At 45.3% G+C, this 18,094-nt stretch carries 11 protein-coding genes; 6 read left to right on the forward strand and 5 right to left on the reverse strand.

Annotation, left to right across the window (positions count from 1 at the left end):
- Positions 1-717: 717 nt before the first annotated feature.
- Positions 718-2,013, reverse strand: coding sequence for an Lcl C-terminal domain-containing protein (locus DLM76_RS19275; protein WP_425528944.1), 1,296 nt, complete (start codon positions 2,011-2,013; stop codon positions 718-720).
- A 488-nt stretch (positions 2,014-2,501) separates the two neighbouring features.
- Between DLM76_RS19275 and DLM76_RS19280 the strand changes: the two genes are divergently transcribed.
- Positions 2,502-3,563, forward strand: a complete 1,062-nt coding sequence (locus DLM76_RS19280; RefSeq protein WP_135582127.1) for a hypothetical protein — start codon at positions 2,502-2,504, stop codon at positions 3,561-3,563.
- 41 nt (positions 3,564-3,604) lie between these two features.
- Here DLM76_RS19280 and DLM76_RS19285 read toward each other — a convergent pair whose 3' ends face one another.
- The 4 genes from DLM76_RS19285 to DLM76_RS19305 all read right to left on the reverse strand — a co-directional run bounded on the left by DLM76_RS19285 (position 3,605) and on the right by DLM76_RS19305 (position 10,950).
- The gene (locus tag DLM76_RS19285) at positions 3,605-4,150 is read right to left on the reverse strand and encodes a hypothetical protein (protein ID WP_118957463.1); all 546 of its coding nucleotides are present in this window, start codon (positions 4,148-4,150) and stop codon (positions 3,605-3,607) included.
- The gene (locus tag DLM76_RS19290; protein ID WP_241548311.1) at positions 4,147-8,145 is read right to left on the reverse strand and encodes a DUF4132 domain-containing protein; all 3,999 of its coding nucleotides are present in this window, start codon (positions 8,143-8,145) and stop codon (positions 4,147-4,149) included. The genes DLM76_RS19285 and DLM76_RS19290 overlap by 4 nt, the downstream gene beginning before the upstream one ends.
- Before the next feature lie 385 nt (positions 8,146-8,530).
- Positions 8,531-9,424: a DMT family transporter gene (locus DLM76_RS19300; protein ID WP_118957464.1), complete on the reverse strand. Its 894-nt coding sequence runs from the start codon at positions 9,422-9,424 to the stop codon at positions 8,531-8,533.
- The gene (locus DLM76_RS19305; RefSeq protein ID WP_118966257.1) at positions 9,424-10,950 is read right to left on the reverse strand and encodes a M14 family zinc carboxypeptidase; all 1,527 of its coding nucleotides are present in this window, start codon (positions 10,948-10,950) and stop codon (positions 9,424-9,426) included. The genes DLM76_RS19300 and DLM76_RS19305 overlap by 1 nt, the downstream gene beginning before the upstream one ends.
- Before the next feature lie 96 nt (positions 10,951-11,046).
- Between DLM76_RS19305 and DLM76_RS19310 the strand changes: the two genes are divergently transcribed.
- From DLM76_RS19310 to DLM76_RS19330, 5 genes are all read left to right on the forward strand, one after another.
- Positions 11,047-11,931 carry a formylglycine-generating enzyme family protein gene (locus DLM76_RS19310; RefSeq protein WP_118966321.1) on the forward strand — a complete coding sequence of 295 codons (885 nt, stop codon included), beginning with the start codon at positions 11,047-11,049 and terminating at the stop codon, positions 11,929-11,931.
- A gap of 1 nt (position 11,932) precedes the next feature.
- A complete protein-coding gene (locus tag DLM76_RS19315) occupies positions 11,933-13,045 on the forward strand; it encodes an LIC_10091 family lipoprotein (RefSeq protein ID WP_118966322.1) in 1,113 nt (370 codons plus the stop codon).
- A 51-nt stretch (positions 13,046-13,096) separates the two neighbouring features.
- A complete protein-coding gene (locus DLM76_RS19320) occupies positions 13,097-14,797 on the forward strand; it encodes a hypothetical protein (protein WP_118966258.1) in 1,701 nt (566 codons plus the stop codon).
- Positions 14,798-15,026: 229 nt separating this feature from the next.
- Complete coding sequence (locus DLM76_RS19325) at positions 15,027-15,950, forward strand: hypothetical protein (protein ID WP_118966259.1); 924 nt, start codon at positions 15,027-15,029, stop codon at positions 15,948-15,950.
- A 60-nt stretch (positions 15,951-16,010) separates the two neighbouring features.
- Complete coding sequence (locus DLM76_RS19330; protein ID WP_118966260.1) at positions 16,011-18,080, forward strand: NAD(P)-binding protein; 2,070 nt, start codon at positions 16,011-16,013, stop codon at positions 18,078-18,080.
- The last annotated feature ends 14 nt before the right edge of the window (positions 18,081-18,094 follow it).

The raw sequence follows: 18,094 nt of genomic DNA on the forward strand, positions 1-18,094 counted from the left end.
TTACATTTTTGTGTTCTCAAGAGCACCTCTACTCTCAAGAACCTCTCTATCGCAGTATATATGTTGTTAAAGATCTTTCGCGTTTCCCAAAACGAGACAAAAGGAAGAGAGTGAAACCACTCGCTCTTTTGACTTGCTTCAGTTGTTCGCTGAAAACTTCACCCGAACGGGCAAAGCGTCGTAAAAACCAATGTATAAAATCGAAGTGCGCCGGCAAGCAATTATTGTAAAAATTATTCCGAAAAGCGGGAGATTTTTGCGGATTTTTTCTTCAAAAATCACTTAAGTCTCGGCGGACGTCGGCCCGCCTCCGGGTCAATTTCTTACATAGAACGGCTCATTTTCGTGGACTGCATGGTCTATTAAATCAAATTCAAAAACTTGAATGTTCTGGTGATTTTCATTTTTGCTTTGATTCGCACGCTCCTATCAGTTGCCTCTCCCTAATGTATATCCAGCACATTAGAGTTGTTGAAATTCAAGATTGGAGATTAACAAAATTGCTTCAAACGTCCATTTCAATCAGACGGATACAAATGAAAAACTAGTTCTCAACAGACTCTATTCTATTTTTTGAATCTATTTTGATGGGGTAACCTCTTTTCATTCTGAATAAAATTTGTTCTATAAAATTTTCATAAGTTGGTTTGTTATGAATGGCGTTCAACCTTCATCGTAGCATGTTTTCTCGATCATTCATTTACGGCTTAGGAATTCTTAAGGTCCATTCGTTACGCAGCGAACGTATCCAGTCGTCCCCATTCCTTTGAGTGCATCGAGCGATTGCCCGGAACCTGCAGGGTAAAAACCGAATACACGGGCAAGCAACACTCCTGATCCGGTTGTGGAAGTCCAAAAGGAAATTGCGGCCACAGGAGTATTAGGAAAGACTCCAAATATAAACGGAGCCATAGGCGCGGAATAATCAACGATGCTGAGCATTTCGCTTGCATTTGGCAATCTCCAGTCGCTGCGACCCGCAAAGTTAAGAATATCACAATAGGTGAGCGCTGCTGTCCAAGTGATTGTGCTAGCGACACCTACAGCACAGCCTGCTCCTGTAAGCCCAGCTGCGCACTTTTGCCAAAGAAGTCCGGTATTCTGATCAAAAATGGTATCTGTTGCTACCGCCGGAGGAGGTAAAAAAGAATTGTCCACAAAGGAAGGCGCGGGAATCGGATTTCCCGAAACACAACGCAAATAACGAGGCACGCTTTTACCCACGCTAGTTGCATGCATTCCGAGTGCAAATTCGCTCTGAAACACTTGTCCCGGCAAAGGGACTCGAGTCGTATTCGATATGTATCCGACTAAACTAATTGTATTCGGAAACGCCGCCGCATCGATGTGAGGGACGGCCGCAGAACTATCTATGAGAGAGCTAAGTTCCCGGATGGTGGGGATTCTCCAGTCGGTTTTTCCCGCGTAGCCGCGACCATTATTGAGAGTATTGAGTTCCACACAACTTCCCGCAGCTCCCGCGTCTGCGTTGTTCCAAGTAATGGGAGTGATCACTCCTGCGGAACAATCGGCTCCACTCCGTCCCTGAGCGCAGGTTTTCCAAGTTAAACCGTGTATTTGATCCAGAGTTGTATAATCGTTGGGATATATACAGTGTTGTGTAGGCGCACTAAAAGATCGTACATTAGGTGTGTTGTTGAATTCTCCATCCTGACCGGTGCCCGCACAAGCCACGAGGGTTCCCGTTGCATCCCAGCATTGGTTTTGTCCTGTATCCGTTACCGCCGCCGGTGTGAAGTTCAAATTAGGTCCCGGACATTCAGATGGATTGTCCGAAGAGTCTGAAGGGCCGACGTTGGGTTTGAGTAGCTGTTGAAATATGGCGTATGGGGGTTCCGGTTTTTTCGGCCGATGAATACAATTCAAAAGACATAGAACAAAGATTCCAAGAATTGCATTCGTATATTTAGAAAAATTGAAACGTTGTAAGGGAAGTCCATGCCGAATCTCAAAAACATATTTTTGGAATGCAATTACGCGCAAAGAATTCATATTGTTTTGAAAATTTTTTTTGTTCAAAAAATGAAAACGCATACTTTTATTATACATGCAAAATCTATCTTTTTGCCTTTGGATTCGAAATTAAAAAATTCAGTTTATATTCCGAAGAGTATCGGAGTATAAGTATAAGAATAAGTAGGCGGGATAAAATGGGCCATTTGAATGAGTATTACTTACTCGTTCCTATAAAAATAAGGGTTTATCCAAAATCTCGAACGCCAGTTAAAAACGAGATGTCGAGTTTCACAAAAATGTGGGAACTCCTGCGTTTCAGGCGATGTGAAAATCGCTCAAAACGCCTAACTAGAATACTACGAAATATCTATTGAGACCGACGCAAGCGGATAACATTTAATTTTATAACTAAAGATTCATTCCATAAATTGAATATACTTTTCTGTTTTTGAATGAATTACCGCAGTAAACGGAAAATTATCCCGCTTTGACGGTTGTCTTCTTTGCTTTATAAAGAGGACACCTTGAAGACATCTCACAAAAAACCGCAAACTACATTCAATTCATGGAATACGATTTTAAATCTTTTTCTTAGAGGTTCGATTCCATTCTTCCTTTTGGTTGCGTGTCACAAACACGAAAAATCGCACTTGGATCTGAGCCTTCTTTTGACTTCTTCCGCGATTGCCGAAGCCGTTGCGGCAGCGGGGAATCCGAATTGTATTCCCGAAATCGGATGCAACACCGTAAAAGCCGCCAACGATTGGTCCGAAATTCAAGTGGGAGAATTGCCGATCATCATTACGGCTCCGCACGGAGGTTCGCTCTTACCCGCGGAAATGAAAACTCGAACCATGGGAACTCTGGGCAATGATTCGAACACGGCGGACTTGGCGCTTAAGATCCGCAACGAACTACAGAAACTTCTCGGAAAAAAACCGCATTTGATTCTCAATCACTTGGATCGTTCCAAGATCGATATGAATCGTTCCACAGGTCAAGCCGTGGACAACGAAAACGATCCGGACTTTCAAACGAACCTCCGAGCTTATGCGGACTTTCATCGTTTTATCAATCTCACTCGAAATCATATCGCGGGAAAATTTACGAGAGGGATTCTCGTGGACATTCACGGTCACGCACAGGACGAGAACATCGTTCAAATCGGTCTGGATCTGACGGAGGCCGAATTGGAATCGAATGAAAACAACTGGGCCGCGAACAATCTTCATCGGTCATCCAGCTTACGCTCGTTAGTTGAAAACGGAAGTATGACGTTGAAAGAAGCGATTCTCGGAAACGACGCGGTGGGAACGCTTTTGGAAGAAAAGGGCTTCCCTTCGTTCCCCAATCGTCAGCTGCGGAATTTTGCGACGACCGCCACCAATCATTATTTTACGGGAGGTTATAACACGGCTACGTACGGTTCGGGCAGCAGCGGGAGAATCGATTCGTTTCAGATGGAAACCCCCGGTCCCAATCTCCGCAACGCCGAAAACACGAGAGCCGATTTCGCGAAAAAGTTCGCCGAGTCGTTCGTTCAGTTTTTAAGAAGGGCGAATTATCCGGGAATTCCTCAAAACTGAAGGGAGAACGAGGCGATCGTTACCAAGGGGCGGCCGTATTTTCAGTGACGTTGCACTTTTTCGTACGTTCTTTCCCGTTCCTGAGCGTCCCAAAAAACGGAAAGATGATTGGTAAACAGCTTACATTGTCCGTCGCTTAACAATTTTGTTACTCCGACATAGACGCTGTTTCCGTTCGAAAGAATCAGTTCTACGTCCTGCGGATAATCGGATCGATTGTAGGAATGCCACAACACGAAACGGCTGTCGGATATGTATCTCCAGTGCAACTTGACCCTTTCGATTCGGAGTTCTTCCGTTTTCTGTTTTTCTCTCCAGAGAGAAGTCGCCTCCAGCGATTCCTCTTCTTCGTCTTTGGAAAGAATGCGGGGCGTTTTTTTCACGGAAATCCCGAATCCCCATTTTAAAAAGAATTCGTCCTCGTATCCGAAACGAAAAATGCGATTCTGATCGCAGAAAAGATAGACCGATTCCGATATACCGTGCGCAGATTCAAAATTTTGAAATTGCCCGTAGTATCGAACCGTTTCGATTTTCGATCCTACGAGCTCGTTGCATCTTCGTTCCAGATCGAGTTCTTGCGTCATTCTTCGTTTTTAGACTGCAGAATCCGATTCAAATCGTACAAGGTTTCGGAATATACGATCGGATCGACTTCTTCGAACGGAATCAATCGATGATCCTCTTCGTTTCTCGGTTCGTCGTAAACGTAACTTCCCGTCGCGATCGATCCGTGTTTAACGAAAAAGAATTCTTTGAAGGTGACCGGCTCTTCAAAGTCGTAGTTTTGCACGTTCAATCCCTGCAGCTTGAGATAGACTTCCACGTTTTCGTTCGGAAATAATTTTCGATAGGAAGAAACTTCGCCCGCATCCACGACGGATCCCCTTCTCCAACCGAATTTTTCCGCACGATTTTTGAACGTAATTCCGACCATCGACTTTTCTTCGAATCTGCGGGAAATCGTTTTCTTCTTTTCATCCGGCTCGACGGAATGCGTTTCCCGATCAAGCTGAACGATCGGAGGGTCGATCTTCTTTTCCTTGAGTTTGGAAGTCCAAAGAGTTCTTTCCGCTTCATCGAGAGAAAGCGGATGCAAAAGATGAATCTTCGCGTTCGGATCGAGTTCAAACGTTCGATCGTTTTGATCCAGGGTTCGAGCTTCCGAAACGTAGAATCGTTTTGCGCCTTGTTTCAGAGTTTGAACCCAGATGAAATTCCGCGCGTATGCGTTTGCGATCGGATTTTTTAAAAAGAAATCCTTCCAATCCGCGCAAGCCCACTTTCTCTGAACGACGAGATAATATTCCAGGTTGATTCCGAACTGTTTCACCGCATCCTTGAGAATCGCGGCTTGTTCCTTATTCTGCTTTTTTTCGGCTTCGTTCATTTTCGGGGTTTTGACTTCCTTTCCGTCCGAATTTTGATAAACGAACTTGAGTTCGGGAGAAATCCTTTGCATATATTCAACTTTACTAATCTTTATTTTTTTGCTCAGATCGGTAAACCCTAGATCGGGCATGATCTTATCCTGCAGCTCGTAAGAGGTTAAGGACATCTTTTCCGCGATGGACTCGAAAGCTTGCGCCGCCGCTTCGCGCACGTTCGGATATTTGGTCCGGAACGTCTGCAAAATCCGATCCAACGCACCCGCTGCCGTCATCGTGTGCATCAATCCGAGACAAGAACAAGCATTCAGATTCATTTCTTTTTTCGCCACGGTTTCGAGAGCGGGGACGATCGAGTCGGTCCCGAAAATCCCCAGAACGGTGATCGCAAATCGGTTAGGGGCTTTGAATCCTCCGTTCTTTTGAATCAACGCAAGCAGACTTTGGGAAAATTTTTCACAGCCGGCACGGTCGATGTGTTCTATAATGTCCCGCAGTTCGAGATCGATCTCGACGGCTGAAACCGTTTTTTGTCTGTAAAAAAGATAACGCACTTCCTCCGCACTCAAAGCCTTCTTATCTTTCCAAGAAAGCGGCGGAAGTTTGGATTCGTCCAGCCACTTGGCCAAGGGTTTATCCAGTTTTCCTAATGTTTTTGCAACGGAGATTCTTTGTTTCGCTTCCTGGATCGTAAGCGTCGCAGGCGATTTCAACATCGCTTTCAACGCGATGTTGCGCACATCGTCGTTCTTCTCTTTTTCGATCAGAGGTTTCAAACCTTGGATCGCCTTCGGAGTGTTCAGCAAACTCAAAACGAGCGCGGCCGCCTCTCGAACGTGAGCGGATTTTTCATTCAATAATTCGAATGCTTTGGGAAGAACCACGTCTTCCGGCAATTTACTCAAGGCAAGACAAGCCGTTTCGCTGACCTTCTTATATTCGCTCTTTGCGATCTCCCAAGTTTTATCGTAGTATTTGGAATAATCCAAATTGGAAAGAATGTTGAACGCCTGTCTGAAATGTCCCGCGATATCGTCGTTCTTAATCGTCATGTCCAAAGCTTCTCCGGCGATGTCGATCGCGTTCTGTCCGAGATACTTTGCGGCTACGGCGGTTACTTTTAAATCGAGAACCTTGGTGTTTTCCACATATTGAAAAATCTCCGTTTGCAGTTGGGAGCCGAATTTTTGCAGAAGCCATTCTATGTATTCCGGAGTGTTGTCCTCGTATCTGCGCCCATCCGCGAGCGACCAGGAGAATCGATATCCTCGATCCAGATTCGTATTCTTCTTTTTGGAAATATAAACTAACGTCTGTTTTGCGGAATCGATCGCTTTATCGGAATATTTTTCGGGCATCGCTTCATAAAGATCGTGCATCAATTCCGCTTTGCACGAAATACAATCGATCGCCTCGATTCGATCGAGAACGATCGGTTCCATCAGGCTCGGCTTCGCTTTGGAAAGAATACGAATCGTGGAATAAGGAACATGCTTTTTTCCGTCCGAACCATCGTATTCCTTGACCTTCGTGATTTCTTCGAGATAGGGTTCGATTTTTTTGAAGTCTTCCCGCACGAACAGCTCGACGAACTCGGAAGGAAATCCTTCCTTCAAAAGATCCGGTATCAGCTCGTTTGCGTGTTCGAGAACGTATCGTCCGATCGAAGTGATCGTTTGATCCGCGGTAAACACGTAATCGTCGATCTTATGTTTTCGTTCCACGAGAAGTTTCCCTTCTTCCAAACCGTGTCCCCGCAAGGAATTCAAAACATCCGCAAACAAGGTCTTATCTTCGGGATGAGACGCGGCTTCTTTTCCAAGCCAATGATAAAACGTTTCAAAAAATCCTTTGTTGTTTTTGTCGAAGGACCAAGCGCCTTGCGTGATGTAGGCGAGGATTCTATGATCCACCGCGGACCAATTTCGAAACGGAGCCAACACGTTCGTGATCGATTGAAAGTAATAGAGGTCGTCCTTGACCGCTTTGGGAACCTCGTCGATTTCACCCGAAAGATACGCTTGCAGTTCGGCGAACTTCTTGCGCGTGCTTTCCTGATACATCTTGTCCTTCACCGCGCGGTAAAACTTATCCAAAGAATCCTTATGTTCTTCCAGACTTTTCTTCAACTCCTCCGAATTGGAAACGAAAGACTTGGATTCTTTTTTTCCGGAATCACTTAAGAATTCCCGAATGGACTCCACTCCTTCGTCCAAAATTTCCTCGGGAACGTTTTTGATCTCGTGACCTTCCAATTCGAGACGGGAAAGAGTTTCGAGTTTAACGAAATCCTTCGGAATCTCTCGGATCGGACAATAAATCATCTGAAGAACTTCGAGATTCTCCATTTCAAAAACGCATTCTGGAATTTTTTGAAACACGTTGAAGTTGAGTTCCAACTCGGTCAAATTTTTAAGATTCCCTAGTTCTTTCGGAAGATCGGAAAGTCCGTTCGAACAAAGATTGAGTTCTTCGAGTTTTGCCAAATTCCCGATCGCATTCGAAATCTCTAATGGACGTTTCCCTTTTTTATCCTCGCCTTCCCGATTGTAAGAAGCCCACAACAACTCCAAGGATTTCAACGAGCCGAGCGCAGCCGGAAGTCCTTTTAATTTTTCGTTGTGTTGAACGTATAAATTCGTGAGATTACTCAGATTTCCGATCGAATCGGGAAGGGTTTCGATCGATGTGCGTTCGATCGTCAAACGGGTCAATCCGGTCAATTGCCCTAGGGATTGCGGAATCGACTTGAGATTTTTACTTTCGCGGATCTCAAAGTCGGTAAGATTTTTCAGGTCGCCGAGACGATCCGGAATTTCTAAAACATTATAAATTTCTAAATCTTTTAGGAATTCCAATCCTAAAATTTCGTTCATCATATCGACGGATTGATTCACGTCGATTTTCGATTTCTCGCTTTTGTATTTTTTGGCGTCCGCGACGATCTTTAAATCGAAAGGATTTACGTTTTTGATTCCGATCGGAACCTCTTCGTAGCCTTCCTTCAGTTTGGATTGAATCGAACTTTCCGCCTTCTTTTGACAATGTTCTTCCGATGCAAAAGATTCCGTTTGCGATTTCGAATCGCCGTGACGAACGCCTTGAACCGTCGTCAGCGATTTGGAATCGGAAGAGACTTCGATCGTCCAAAATTTTTCCGATCTTCCCTTTTGATAGATAAAATTACGAATCATGTTTGCGTCCTCGAATGGATTTGCCGTTTTTGCAAGCAAGCATCCGGATTGAAATCCGATTCTATAACAAGTCTTTTTCGATTTTTACGTTATTTTTAAATTAAAACGAAAGAAAAAAGAAGCATATAAGATTCAATATTTCTAATAAACCAACTCGATGCGGATTTGTATCGAACGGAATCATGAATCCGGTCGAGAACGAAATGTCGTCTTATAACAAGCATAAATTCTTAATTGTTCCGACAAACGATTGAGGAAAACAACTTGCATGTGCCCAATACAATTTGTCCGGGGTATGTGGTAAACGAAAGGGTGATTCTGTCGTTCGATGGAACGGCGGTTTATAAAAAAGATCCGAAAGAAAAAATGACGCAGAAGCGAACGATTACTCTCGATCCTTCCCGATCAATTCGGCCAAAATCAAACCTCCGAATACGATCGCACAGCCGGTAACTCGGATCGGTCCGGAAGTTTCACCTAATAACAAATAGGCGATGATCGAAGAAAAAACGGGTTCGAGAGAAAAAATGATTCCGACCCTCGTGGGCGAAACGTGATGCTGATACTTGGTTTGCAGAAACGTCGTGAGAACCGAAGCCAACAACGCGTTGTAAAGAACTCCCGGGATCAATCTCATACTCGGATTCAATTTTGCCTCTTCGATTCCGCTTACGTCCAAAACGACCACGGATAAGAGGGCGAAAAAACCGGCCACAAACGATTGATAAAAGACCGAAACTCGAATCGGAGTATCGGAGCCCATCCGATCCATCTGAATGATGTAGAGCGAAAAGAAAAGCGCTCCGCCGAGGGTGATCCAATCGCCGCTCGCAATCTGCAACGAACCTTCCCTTCCCACTTCTCCCAAAAAAATAAGACTGATTCCGATAAAAACGACCAAGGCTCCCAAAAGATTTCCCTTTGCGGGCATTCTTCGTTTGAAGACCGCCTCCAAAAACGGAGTAATGACGACTAACGTTCCGATTAAAAAAGAGGACTTGGTCGCGGTTGTAGTTTTTAATCCGACCGTCTCACACGCGAACCCGAGATACAAAAACATTCCGAGAAGAAACGCGCCGGGATACCAAATTTTTCCGTTTTTAAATTCTTTCCATGCGAACGGAAAAAAGATCAAACTCGCGATTCCGAAACGCAAACCCAAGAAGATCGAAGGCGAAGTGTCTCTGAGCCCGAAGATCGTCATCGTAAACGTGCCGCCCCAGATCAAGGTGCAGAGAATCAGATACGCTTCGTTTCCGAATTGTTTCAGGTTGAACATCAGGCTTTGCTCTTCCTCAATACGATTTTGAGCGGTTCCCAACTTCGATTCGGACGGGAACGGATTTCCACGGGTTCATATCCTTCTTTCGAAACTTTGATCTTGGTTTCTTTGCGATCGGGGAACAACTGAAAGAAGAACCCGTTGTTCGGATTGGAGACGCGCACTTCTTCCTGAAAGTATTTCACCCGATCGATTTCCACCTTCGCTTCGAGAGGAATTCCGAGTTCGTCCGTGATCTTCAAAAAGATCTTTCTTCCTTCGAGGACTTCGTTTAACAAAATGTTCCAGGATTCGCGCAGGGAAAGATTGACCTTCTCCACTTCCTTATAAACCGGATTGAGATGAGTGGTTTCAAGAAGATACGCGAGAGTTCCGTGCGCGAAGTAGAAATAATCCTGATCCACTCCATCGATCGGATAGATGTTTTTTCTCGCTTCGAATTCCTTTTCCGGATTGAGGCTCGCGACCGAAGCGGCGATTTTTCTTCCCAATTCTCCCGCCATATCCGGTTCGGGATTCATCAACGAATCGATGGAATAGGGAATCAACAGACAATTCGCATACGCATGATAACTGATGGAAGCCGCAAAACGTTCCTTGTTGGCGAGATCCATCATCGCCTTCGTTTCGGGCTCCGAGCCGGGCGACGGCCCTCTGTAAAAATAATTGGAAGGATTCGGAGAGGAATACCCTCCTCCCGTTTTTCCCCAGAAGAACGGATAGTTCCGATTGATATCCACGCCCGGATTGAGTTTGTCGTTTACCGGTCCGGCTCCCGGATAACCGTTCTTTCTTCCCATCAGATTGGAAACGTGCCAAAAATGTCTGGCACCGTCCGGGTTGACGATCGGAACGACCCAGATCTTCAACTTATTTAGAATTTCATCATATTCCTTCGGTTTGGAAAGAACGGAATAGACGATATCGTAGCAGTGTTCGATCGATATGACTTCGTTCGCGTGATGCGCGCAGTTGAAAAGAACCGAGATCTTTTCCTTATCGGGAACGTTCGTGTTCGTCAAAATCAGCGCGGGAATTTCCCTCCCTCTCGCGGTTTTTCCGATCACCTGCACGCGTGCCAGTTTGGAATAATGATTCGCAATCCCGAGTAGATAATGAATATTTAATATATTATCCTTATATCCCTTCTTTAAATCGTCCAGTCCGTTGAATCGTTCGTTGATCAGATCCTGATAGTTTCCAGAGTAATATTTAAACGGAAAGTATTGTTTGACCACGGTGATTCCGGGCGATGAAAATCCGGCGCGATCCACGTCCTCTTTGCTCATCACGGAAAAATAGGAATCGGATTCCTGATAACTGATGGAATATCTTCCTCCGGTTTTCTCCCGAAACTCTCCCAGACGTCCGGGTTCGATCCGAACGAGCAGCATCTTTCTTTGATCGTTTAAGGGAGAATTCGGAATCTTCTTTCGAAAAAAACCGGAACAGGAAATCGATACGAACACGCCGAGAAAGGCGATCGAGACGGCTCGGAGCGTATAGACAAAACGCGTTTTCATTCGATTCGACGACTGGAGCTACTTTGCTCGGGTCGCTTTAAGAATCCAGAGATTTTTATGTTGATTTGTCCGTTTCCTTTTTCAGTCTATCCTTCAATGAAATCGAAACTTCGGAACATTCTTCTTTTGACCGCCGCGTTTTCGGTCATCTGCATCGGATGTATGTGTAAACTTCTCGCGGATTCTTCCTCTTGCGGCGGCAAGGAAATCGCGGGTATGAAATGTATTCCTGCGGGAGAATTCATCCGCGGAAGCAACACGCACGACGCGGACGAAAAGCCGGAAGAGAAAGTGTATGTCAGCGACTTCTATATGGATATATACGAAGTCACGAACGAAGAACTCGACAAGTGTAAGAATGCGGGTAAATGCCAGGAATGTTTAAAGACCGGTAAATGCAATTACATCGGTCCGCGTTATGGTAAACCGTATTTAGGTCCCAAACAACCGGCCGCGGGAATCAGCTGGTACACCGCGAAGGAATTCTGCGAATGGGCGGGCAAACGTCTTCCCACCGAAGCGGAATGGGAAAAAGCGGCGAGAGGAACCAACGGAAATCTATATCCTTGGGGAAACGAACCCGCAACCTGCGAACGAGCGATCATAGAAGTCGGCGACGTCAAAGGCTGCGCCGCTAAAAAAACGGACAAGCCTCATCTCATGCCGACCGCCAACGTGGGAACGAGAGCGCCAGGTGTGTACGGACTCTATGACATGGCCGGAAATTCCTGGGAATGGACTCAAGATTGGTATTCTCCCTCCTTCAAAGCGTGCGGAGAAGCCTGCCGCGGAAAGGATCCGAAAGGACCTTGCGACGGAAAAGAAGTCTGTCCCGGTCATACGAAAAAGGTTTTAAAAAGCGGTTCTTGGTGGTGGCCCGCAAGTTACGCAAGAGGTTCCAAAAGAAGATCTCATATCCCCGAAAATTTTCCGGAATACCATCACTTCGGATTCCGCTGCGCAAAGGATGCAAACAAATAACATGTTCAATTTTTCTAATTTAAGAATTTATTCTTTTCTTACGTTCTTGGTTCTCGGTTTTTCCTTTTGCTCCGGCTCGGAAAAGATCAAGGAAACCCAAAACCGTTCCGCGTTGAGCGAACAGGATCTCGTTTCCAAACTTGAAATTCTCAAAGAAACCCCGCAAGAAACCCTCGTTCCCACCAAATGGGACGTAGGCGACACGACCGTTTCCAACGAAGACCGTCTGGACCTTCTGATTCCTCACGTTCAAAACGTGGGCAACGCGTATGTCGGAGTCGGATCGGAACAGAATCTTACGATCGCGGCTTGGGCGAAATCGGATTTCATTTATCTCATGGACTTTACGCAGATCGTGGTTCACGCGAATACGATCACGATTCTCTTTTTGAAAAAGGGAGAAAAGAAAGAGGATTTTATCCGTCTCTGGGGAAAGGAAGGAGAAAAGGAAGCTCTCGAACTGATTCAGACTTCTTTGACCGATCCCGAAGTGTACAAGAAGGTTTACAAACAAGCTTCTCCGTTTATCCGAAAACGTCATAGAACCAACTTGATGCTTTCCAAAAAATACGATTACAAGATGTTTCAAACCGACGACGAGCAATACGCTTACATCCGCAAACTCGCGGTCGAGGGAAGAATTCTTCCGGTTCGCGGAAACCTTCTCGGAAATACTACGTTAACCGGAATCGGAAACACGTTGAAAAAAGTCGGACACAAAGTGGGAATCATCTATTTCAGCAACGCGGAAGAATACTTCGCATATCCTCAGGAATTTAAGAATTCCATTTCGAATCTTCCGGTCGACGACAAATCCCTTGTGGTCAGAACGATCTCGGTGCGCAGGGATTTGTTTCCTTGGTCTCCCGGTTCCGAAATTTCGACGGACAGAGGATTTCATTATTGCGTTCAGAAGATTTCCAATTTTCAAAAATGGCTGGCGAGCAACAAACCGGGACTGCGTTCTCTGCAAGTCATGGTGGAAGGCGGAACCGTGGATAAGAAGAACGGAATCACCGTCGTAGACAAGGAACCGGCCGTAACTCCGGCGCCTACCTCCACGACTCCGTCAAACCAAACAAAGACAAATGCTTCCACGCCAACTGCACAATAAAATTCGAATCTAAGCGGCTCCTTTCGGGCCGCTTTCGTTTTTACACAGCCGATGAAAACGAAACTGCAAATCCTAAAAGAAATCATTCCGCTTGGAATCGCTCTTTTCGTTTTTACGGTTTCGCTGAACGAAAACCCCGAAATTCGATCTCTTGCATTCAACGCGGATACGTTGTATCCAATGGTCTTGCAACAGGATTTGATGGAAGACGGAAACTCGCTGCGCGGTTGGAGTTTGACTCCTTCTCCGTATTTCTTTCCGGACGTTGCGATTGCGTTTTTGATTCGAACGTTTGTGCGCGACGGAATCGCGAGCGTTTATCTTGCGTTTTTGGGACAAGCCTTGTTCTTATTGTTTGCGCTTTTGTTCGCTTTCGAGACCGAAAATACATCGCAAACCGAACAAACCAAAACAAGAAAAATCATCGTTTTAGCATATTCTTCTTTTTTAATTCTCGTTTCCGTCAACGCGTTCTTTTTTCCGATTTTAGGTTTTGCCTCACACGGGAACGCCCTTTCCTTTACTTTTATCTGTTTCGGTTTATGGAGAAAGAATCTTCGTTTATCGGAAACTCCTTTCTTGCGAGAAGGATGGAAACTCGTCCTGAAGCGGACCTTCATTGGAGCGTTGCAAATTCTTCTGATCGCATCCGATCCTTTATTCGTATTTTATTTTTCTATTCCCTGCATTTTACTCGCGGCGTGGGAATGGAAAACGGAGCGGAATCGGGAAACTGTTGCGCGCTTGTTGTTTCTCATTCTTTCCACCGGAATCTGTTGGTTTGCGTATCGAGCCTTAACGAAATCGGACTTTGTGTTTATTCCGACCGGTTATTACACGGGAACTCCTTCCTGGAACGTTTGGGAGCCGATCACAACCACGATCTCGCATCAACTCAAAACGAATCCGATTTCGTTTTATTTCTGGATCGGAATACTTCCGTCACTTTTTCTCTGGAGAATGTTTCAGAAACGAAACGTGGCAAGTCCGAGTTCGGTTGATCCAACAAAGAATACCGTAGATTCTCAAACCAATTCTTCGCTAAACAAACGGCGGCTGCGCAGCGCAAATCGAATTCTTGCATTTCTCATTTTAAGTGCGATCGTATCCACAATCGGAATTTTTATTTCCGGAAATCTTTCCGGAATCTTTCAAAAAGACGGAGTTCCATTGCGGTATTTTCTTCCTCTATTGTTCGTTTGGTTTCCGATCCTGATTTTATTTCTGTCCGAATTCCCATTAAATTATAATAAAGGAATATTCATATTTCTGTATACTCTGTTCTTTGGTCTCGTTTTCTTTGCTTCGGCTCGCACAAACTCGGTTCGAGAACCTTACCAAGATTCTTTGGTCGATTGCCTGGACGCGAACCAAGAACGATTTTCCTTAAACCGAGGAATTTCCGATTTTTGGACTTCCAGAAGAATTCGAATTTTCTCGAAAAAGGAAATCAGAGCCGATAATTACTTAGGGGATCTTCATCCGGAATACTGGCAGAATTCCTGGAGTTGGTATCTAAGAATTCCCGCGCAAGAATACAACTTTGCCGTTTTACCCGGATTGGATGAGGCAATTCTAAAGAAAGAATTCGGAGCGCCGCAATCCGTCATCGCTTGTGAAAATCATGAAATTCTAATCTGGAACAAGGATTCAAAAGATCGATTTGTCCGTTTTCGCGAAAAGAAGCGGGAAGAAATCGAACTTTGGCATAAATTAACTGGCCGAAAACCGATTTCACCTGAGACGCGTTAGGTTATATCTCGTTAAAATTCTCGCGGATTCCGAAACAAAAACAATCGTTCACAATCCCACCCGACGAAATCAAACCGCAAAATTCAAACACACACCTTCTTTTTTTCCGTTTTTTAAATCGCCTTCCCCATTCAAGGAGCAAAAGAAACATACGCTTTTAGTAATTTTATTATTTACAATATTTTACAATTGTAAGAAACCTTGAACCCCGATTGTAACAGGAGCGTGCATGGCAAATTACGTTGTTCGCGGCGGCGAACAGGAACTTCCTCCGCCTTATCAGATGAAACAGGTGGAATTTTATTCTTTTTGCATAGAAGGAAATCGGAATGCGATTCAATCGATCGTCGACCGGGATCTGAACGGACCCGCAAACGGAACGGCCCATTATTCGGCGTTCACCGATAAATTATTTTTAGTTTTCGCCAAACAACAATACCTCGTTCCCGGAAACGATTGCGGATGGGTGGAAGAAACAGACGTAGGCTTCTGGATTCCGCTGTTCGCAAAAGATCCGCTTCGGATTCGTTTTTATCAACCGTATCTTTTTGTGGACATTCCAACAGCGATGGCGACGGGAAGAGAGATCTACGGCTTTCACAAAATTCAAGGCGATTTTCAAATGCCTTCTCTTCAAGTTCCTCCCGAATATTTTTCCGTAGACGCGATCACTCCGAGAGGCAAGGACCGTCAGGCGATTTCGCAAAGAATGTTCACGTTGACTTGTCCTCCCGGAGGTTCTCAAACGAAAGAATCCTACGATGAATTCTCCAAGATAGGAAGCAAGTTTGCGGAGATTCTTTTCGGAGATCCTTCCAAGATTACGATTCCGGGAATGGGACTTGTGATCAACCTTCTGGACTTTTTATTCTCTCCCGAACTGGGAATGGTTTTTCTAAAACAATTCCGGGACGCGGCCGATCCGACTAAGGCTTGTTATCAGGCGATCGTGGAGGCGAGCAGCAACGTAACGCATTTCCGTAAAGGCGGATTGTTGGAAGGGAACTACGTCCTCGATCTTCTGGACAATCCGTATTTTCCTTTTATCTCCGACTTCGGTTTAAAAGGGACTTCGGTTCCGGTCCAGTTCGGAATCTGGTGCGATTTCGATTTCGATTTTTCTCCCGGAAAAATCATTCATCAAAACACATAAACAGTTTAGAATATACGATTTTATTGAACAAGTCAGACAACGGAGATTACGGGTAGCTTTATGGCGGATAAGAAGGAAAAGATTGTCATTTTAGGAGGAGGACTCAGTTCGCTCGTCACGGCTTACGAAATCACTTCCAAACCGGGTTGGGATCGGAAATACGATATTACGGTTTATCAGCTGGGCTGGAGACTCGGCGGAAAATGCGCGAGCGGCAGAAATCAATCCGTATACAATCGTATCGAAGAACACGGACTTCATATTTGGTTCGGATTTTACGATCACGCGTTTCAACTCATCCAAAAATGTTACAGCGAATTAGGAAGAACTCTCACCCAGCCTTTGGCGACTTGGGAAGAAGCCTTCAAACCCGCGAACTATTTCGTATTGGAGGAAAACGTAAACGGTTCGTATCAACCTTGGCCGATTCAATTTCCGATGAACGATCAGATTCCAGGAGAATCGGTCGAACTTCCCGATCCGAAAACGTATCCCTCCTTAATTCTCGATTATGTGAATCAATACTACAAAGACAATCAGCAATACATATTCGCCGATAACGAACATTCGGAGGATCAAAGCATCTGGAAACAAATACTCGAATGGATCGAAGATACGATCGAAGACGTAGGCCTCGATCTGATCGGGAAAACCATTCTCGTTCTAAAAAATCTTTTGGATAAACTCAGCAACGACTTCCCTCACGATCGTTTTCTCAGGGTTCTGGATCTTTTTATGAAAACGCTTTGGCAAAGAATCGAGAAAAAAATCGAATCCAACACGGAAGCGAGACGTTTCTGGATTCTGATGGACTTCAGTCTTACCAACATCAAAGGGATGATCGTCGATAAGGTTTTCGAAAAAGGGTTTGAAAGCATCGACGATTACGACTACAGGGAATGGCTGAGACATCACGGAGCGAGCGAACTCACGATCAACTCCGCGATCGTGCAAGCGATCTACGGACTCGTATTCGGAGGAGTCGATCAATATACGTTCGCCGCGGGAACGGCTCTCAAGGGCGCGCTTCGCATGGTATTCACTTACAAGGGCGCGGTCGCGTATAGAATGCAGGCGGGAATGGGAGACACCATTCTTACTCCTATGTATGAAATCCTGAAAAAAAGAGGGGTCCACATCAAATTCTTTCATCGTGTGAGGGATCTGATTCCGGGAACCTCAAACGGAAAGGCATGCATTCAATCGGTGCGCGTCGGAAAGCAGGTGAATTTAAAGAATGACGAATATTCTCCCTTGATCGACGTCAAAGGATTGGGTTGTTGGCCGAGCGAACCCCTCTACGATCAGATCGTGGAAGGAGAAATATTAAAAAAAGAGAATGTAGATCTGGAAAACTATTGGTCCGATTGGAAGGATAGAGAGGAGATCGTTCTAGAATACGGAAAGGATTTCGATCGTCTCGTGTTCGGAATTTCCATCGGAGCGATTCCTTTCGTATGTCCGCAGATTCTTAAAGAGAACGCGCAGTGGAAACAGATGACCGAAGCGATCACAACTTGTCTGACGGACGCGTTTCAACTCTGGATGTTCCCCGATACGGCCGGACTCGGTTGGAAGTATTGGAAAAACGAACCTCCGATTCTCGGATCGTACGTCGAACCGTTCGATACTTGGTGCGACATGAGTCATCTCATCAATCGAGAATCCTGGCCCGACTCCCTATTTCCGAATCAGATCGCGTATTTCTGCGGCCCTTCTCCCGCAGGGATCGCGCCTAAGAATCCTTTAGAGAACCCGGACATCCCGGCCGAGATGGAAAAGTTGAAAGCGAGAATCGTAAAGTTTCTCGATCAGGACGCGCGCGGCCTTTGGCCGGCTTCCACTCCGACGGGAAAGGCGAGCGGCTTTAACTGGAATTTGCTGATTGATCAGGACAAGACCCTCGGTGCAAAGAGGATCGACTCGCAATATGTCCGATTAAATATTCAACCCACGGAAAGATATGTCTTATCGGTGAAAGGCTCCACGAAATACAGACTTCCCGCGGGGGACAACGGATATTCCAATCTCGTAATCACCGGAGACTGGATTCAAAATTCGGTGTTAAACGCAGGCTGCGTGGAAAGCACCGTCGTGAGCGGGATCGAAGCCGCAAGTTGTTTCCTTTAATTTCAAAAACGAAA

This window comes from Leptospira yasudae (genome assembly GCF_003545925.1).
GTDB lineage: Bacteria > Spirochaetota > Leptospiria > Leptospirales > Leptospiraceae > Leptospira > Leptospira yasudae.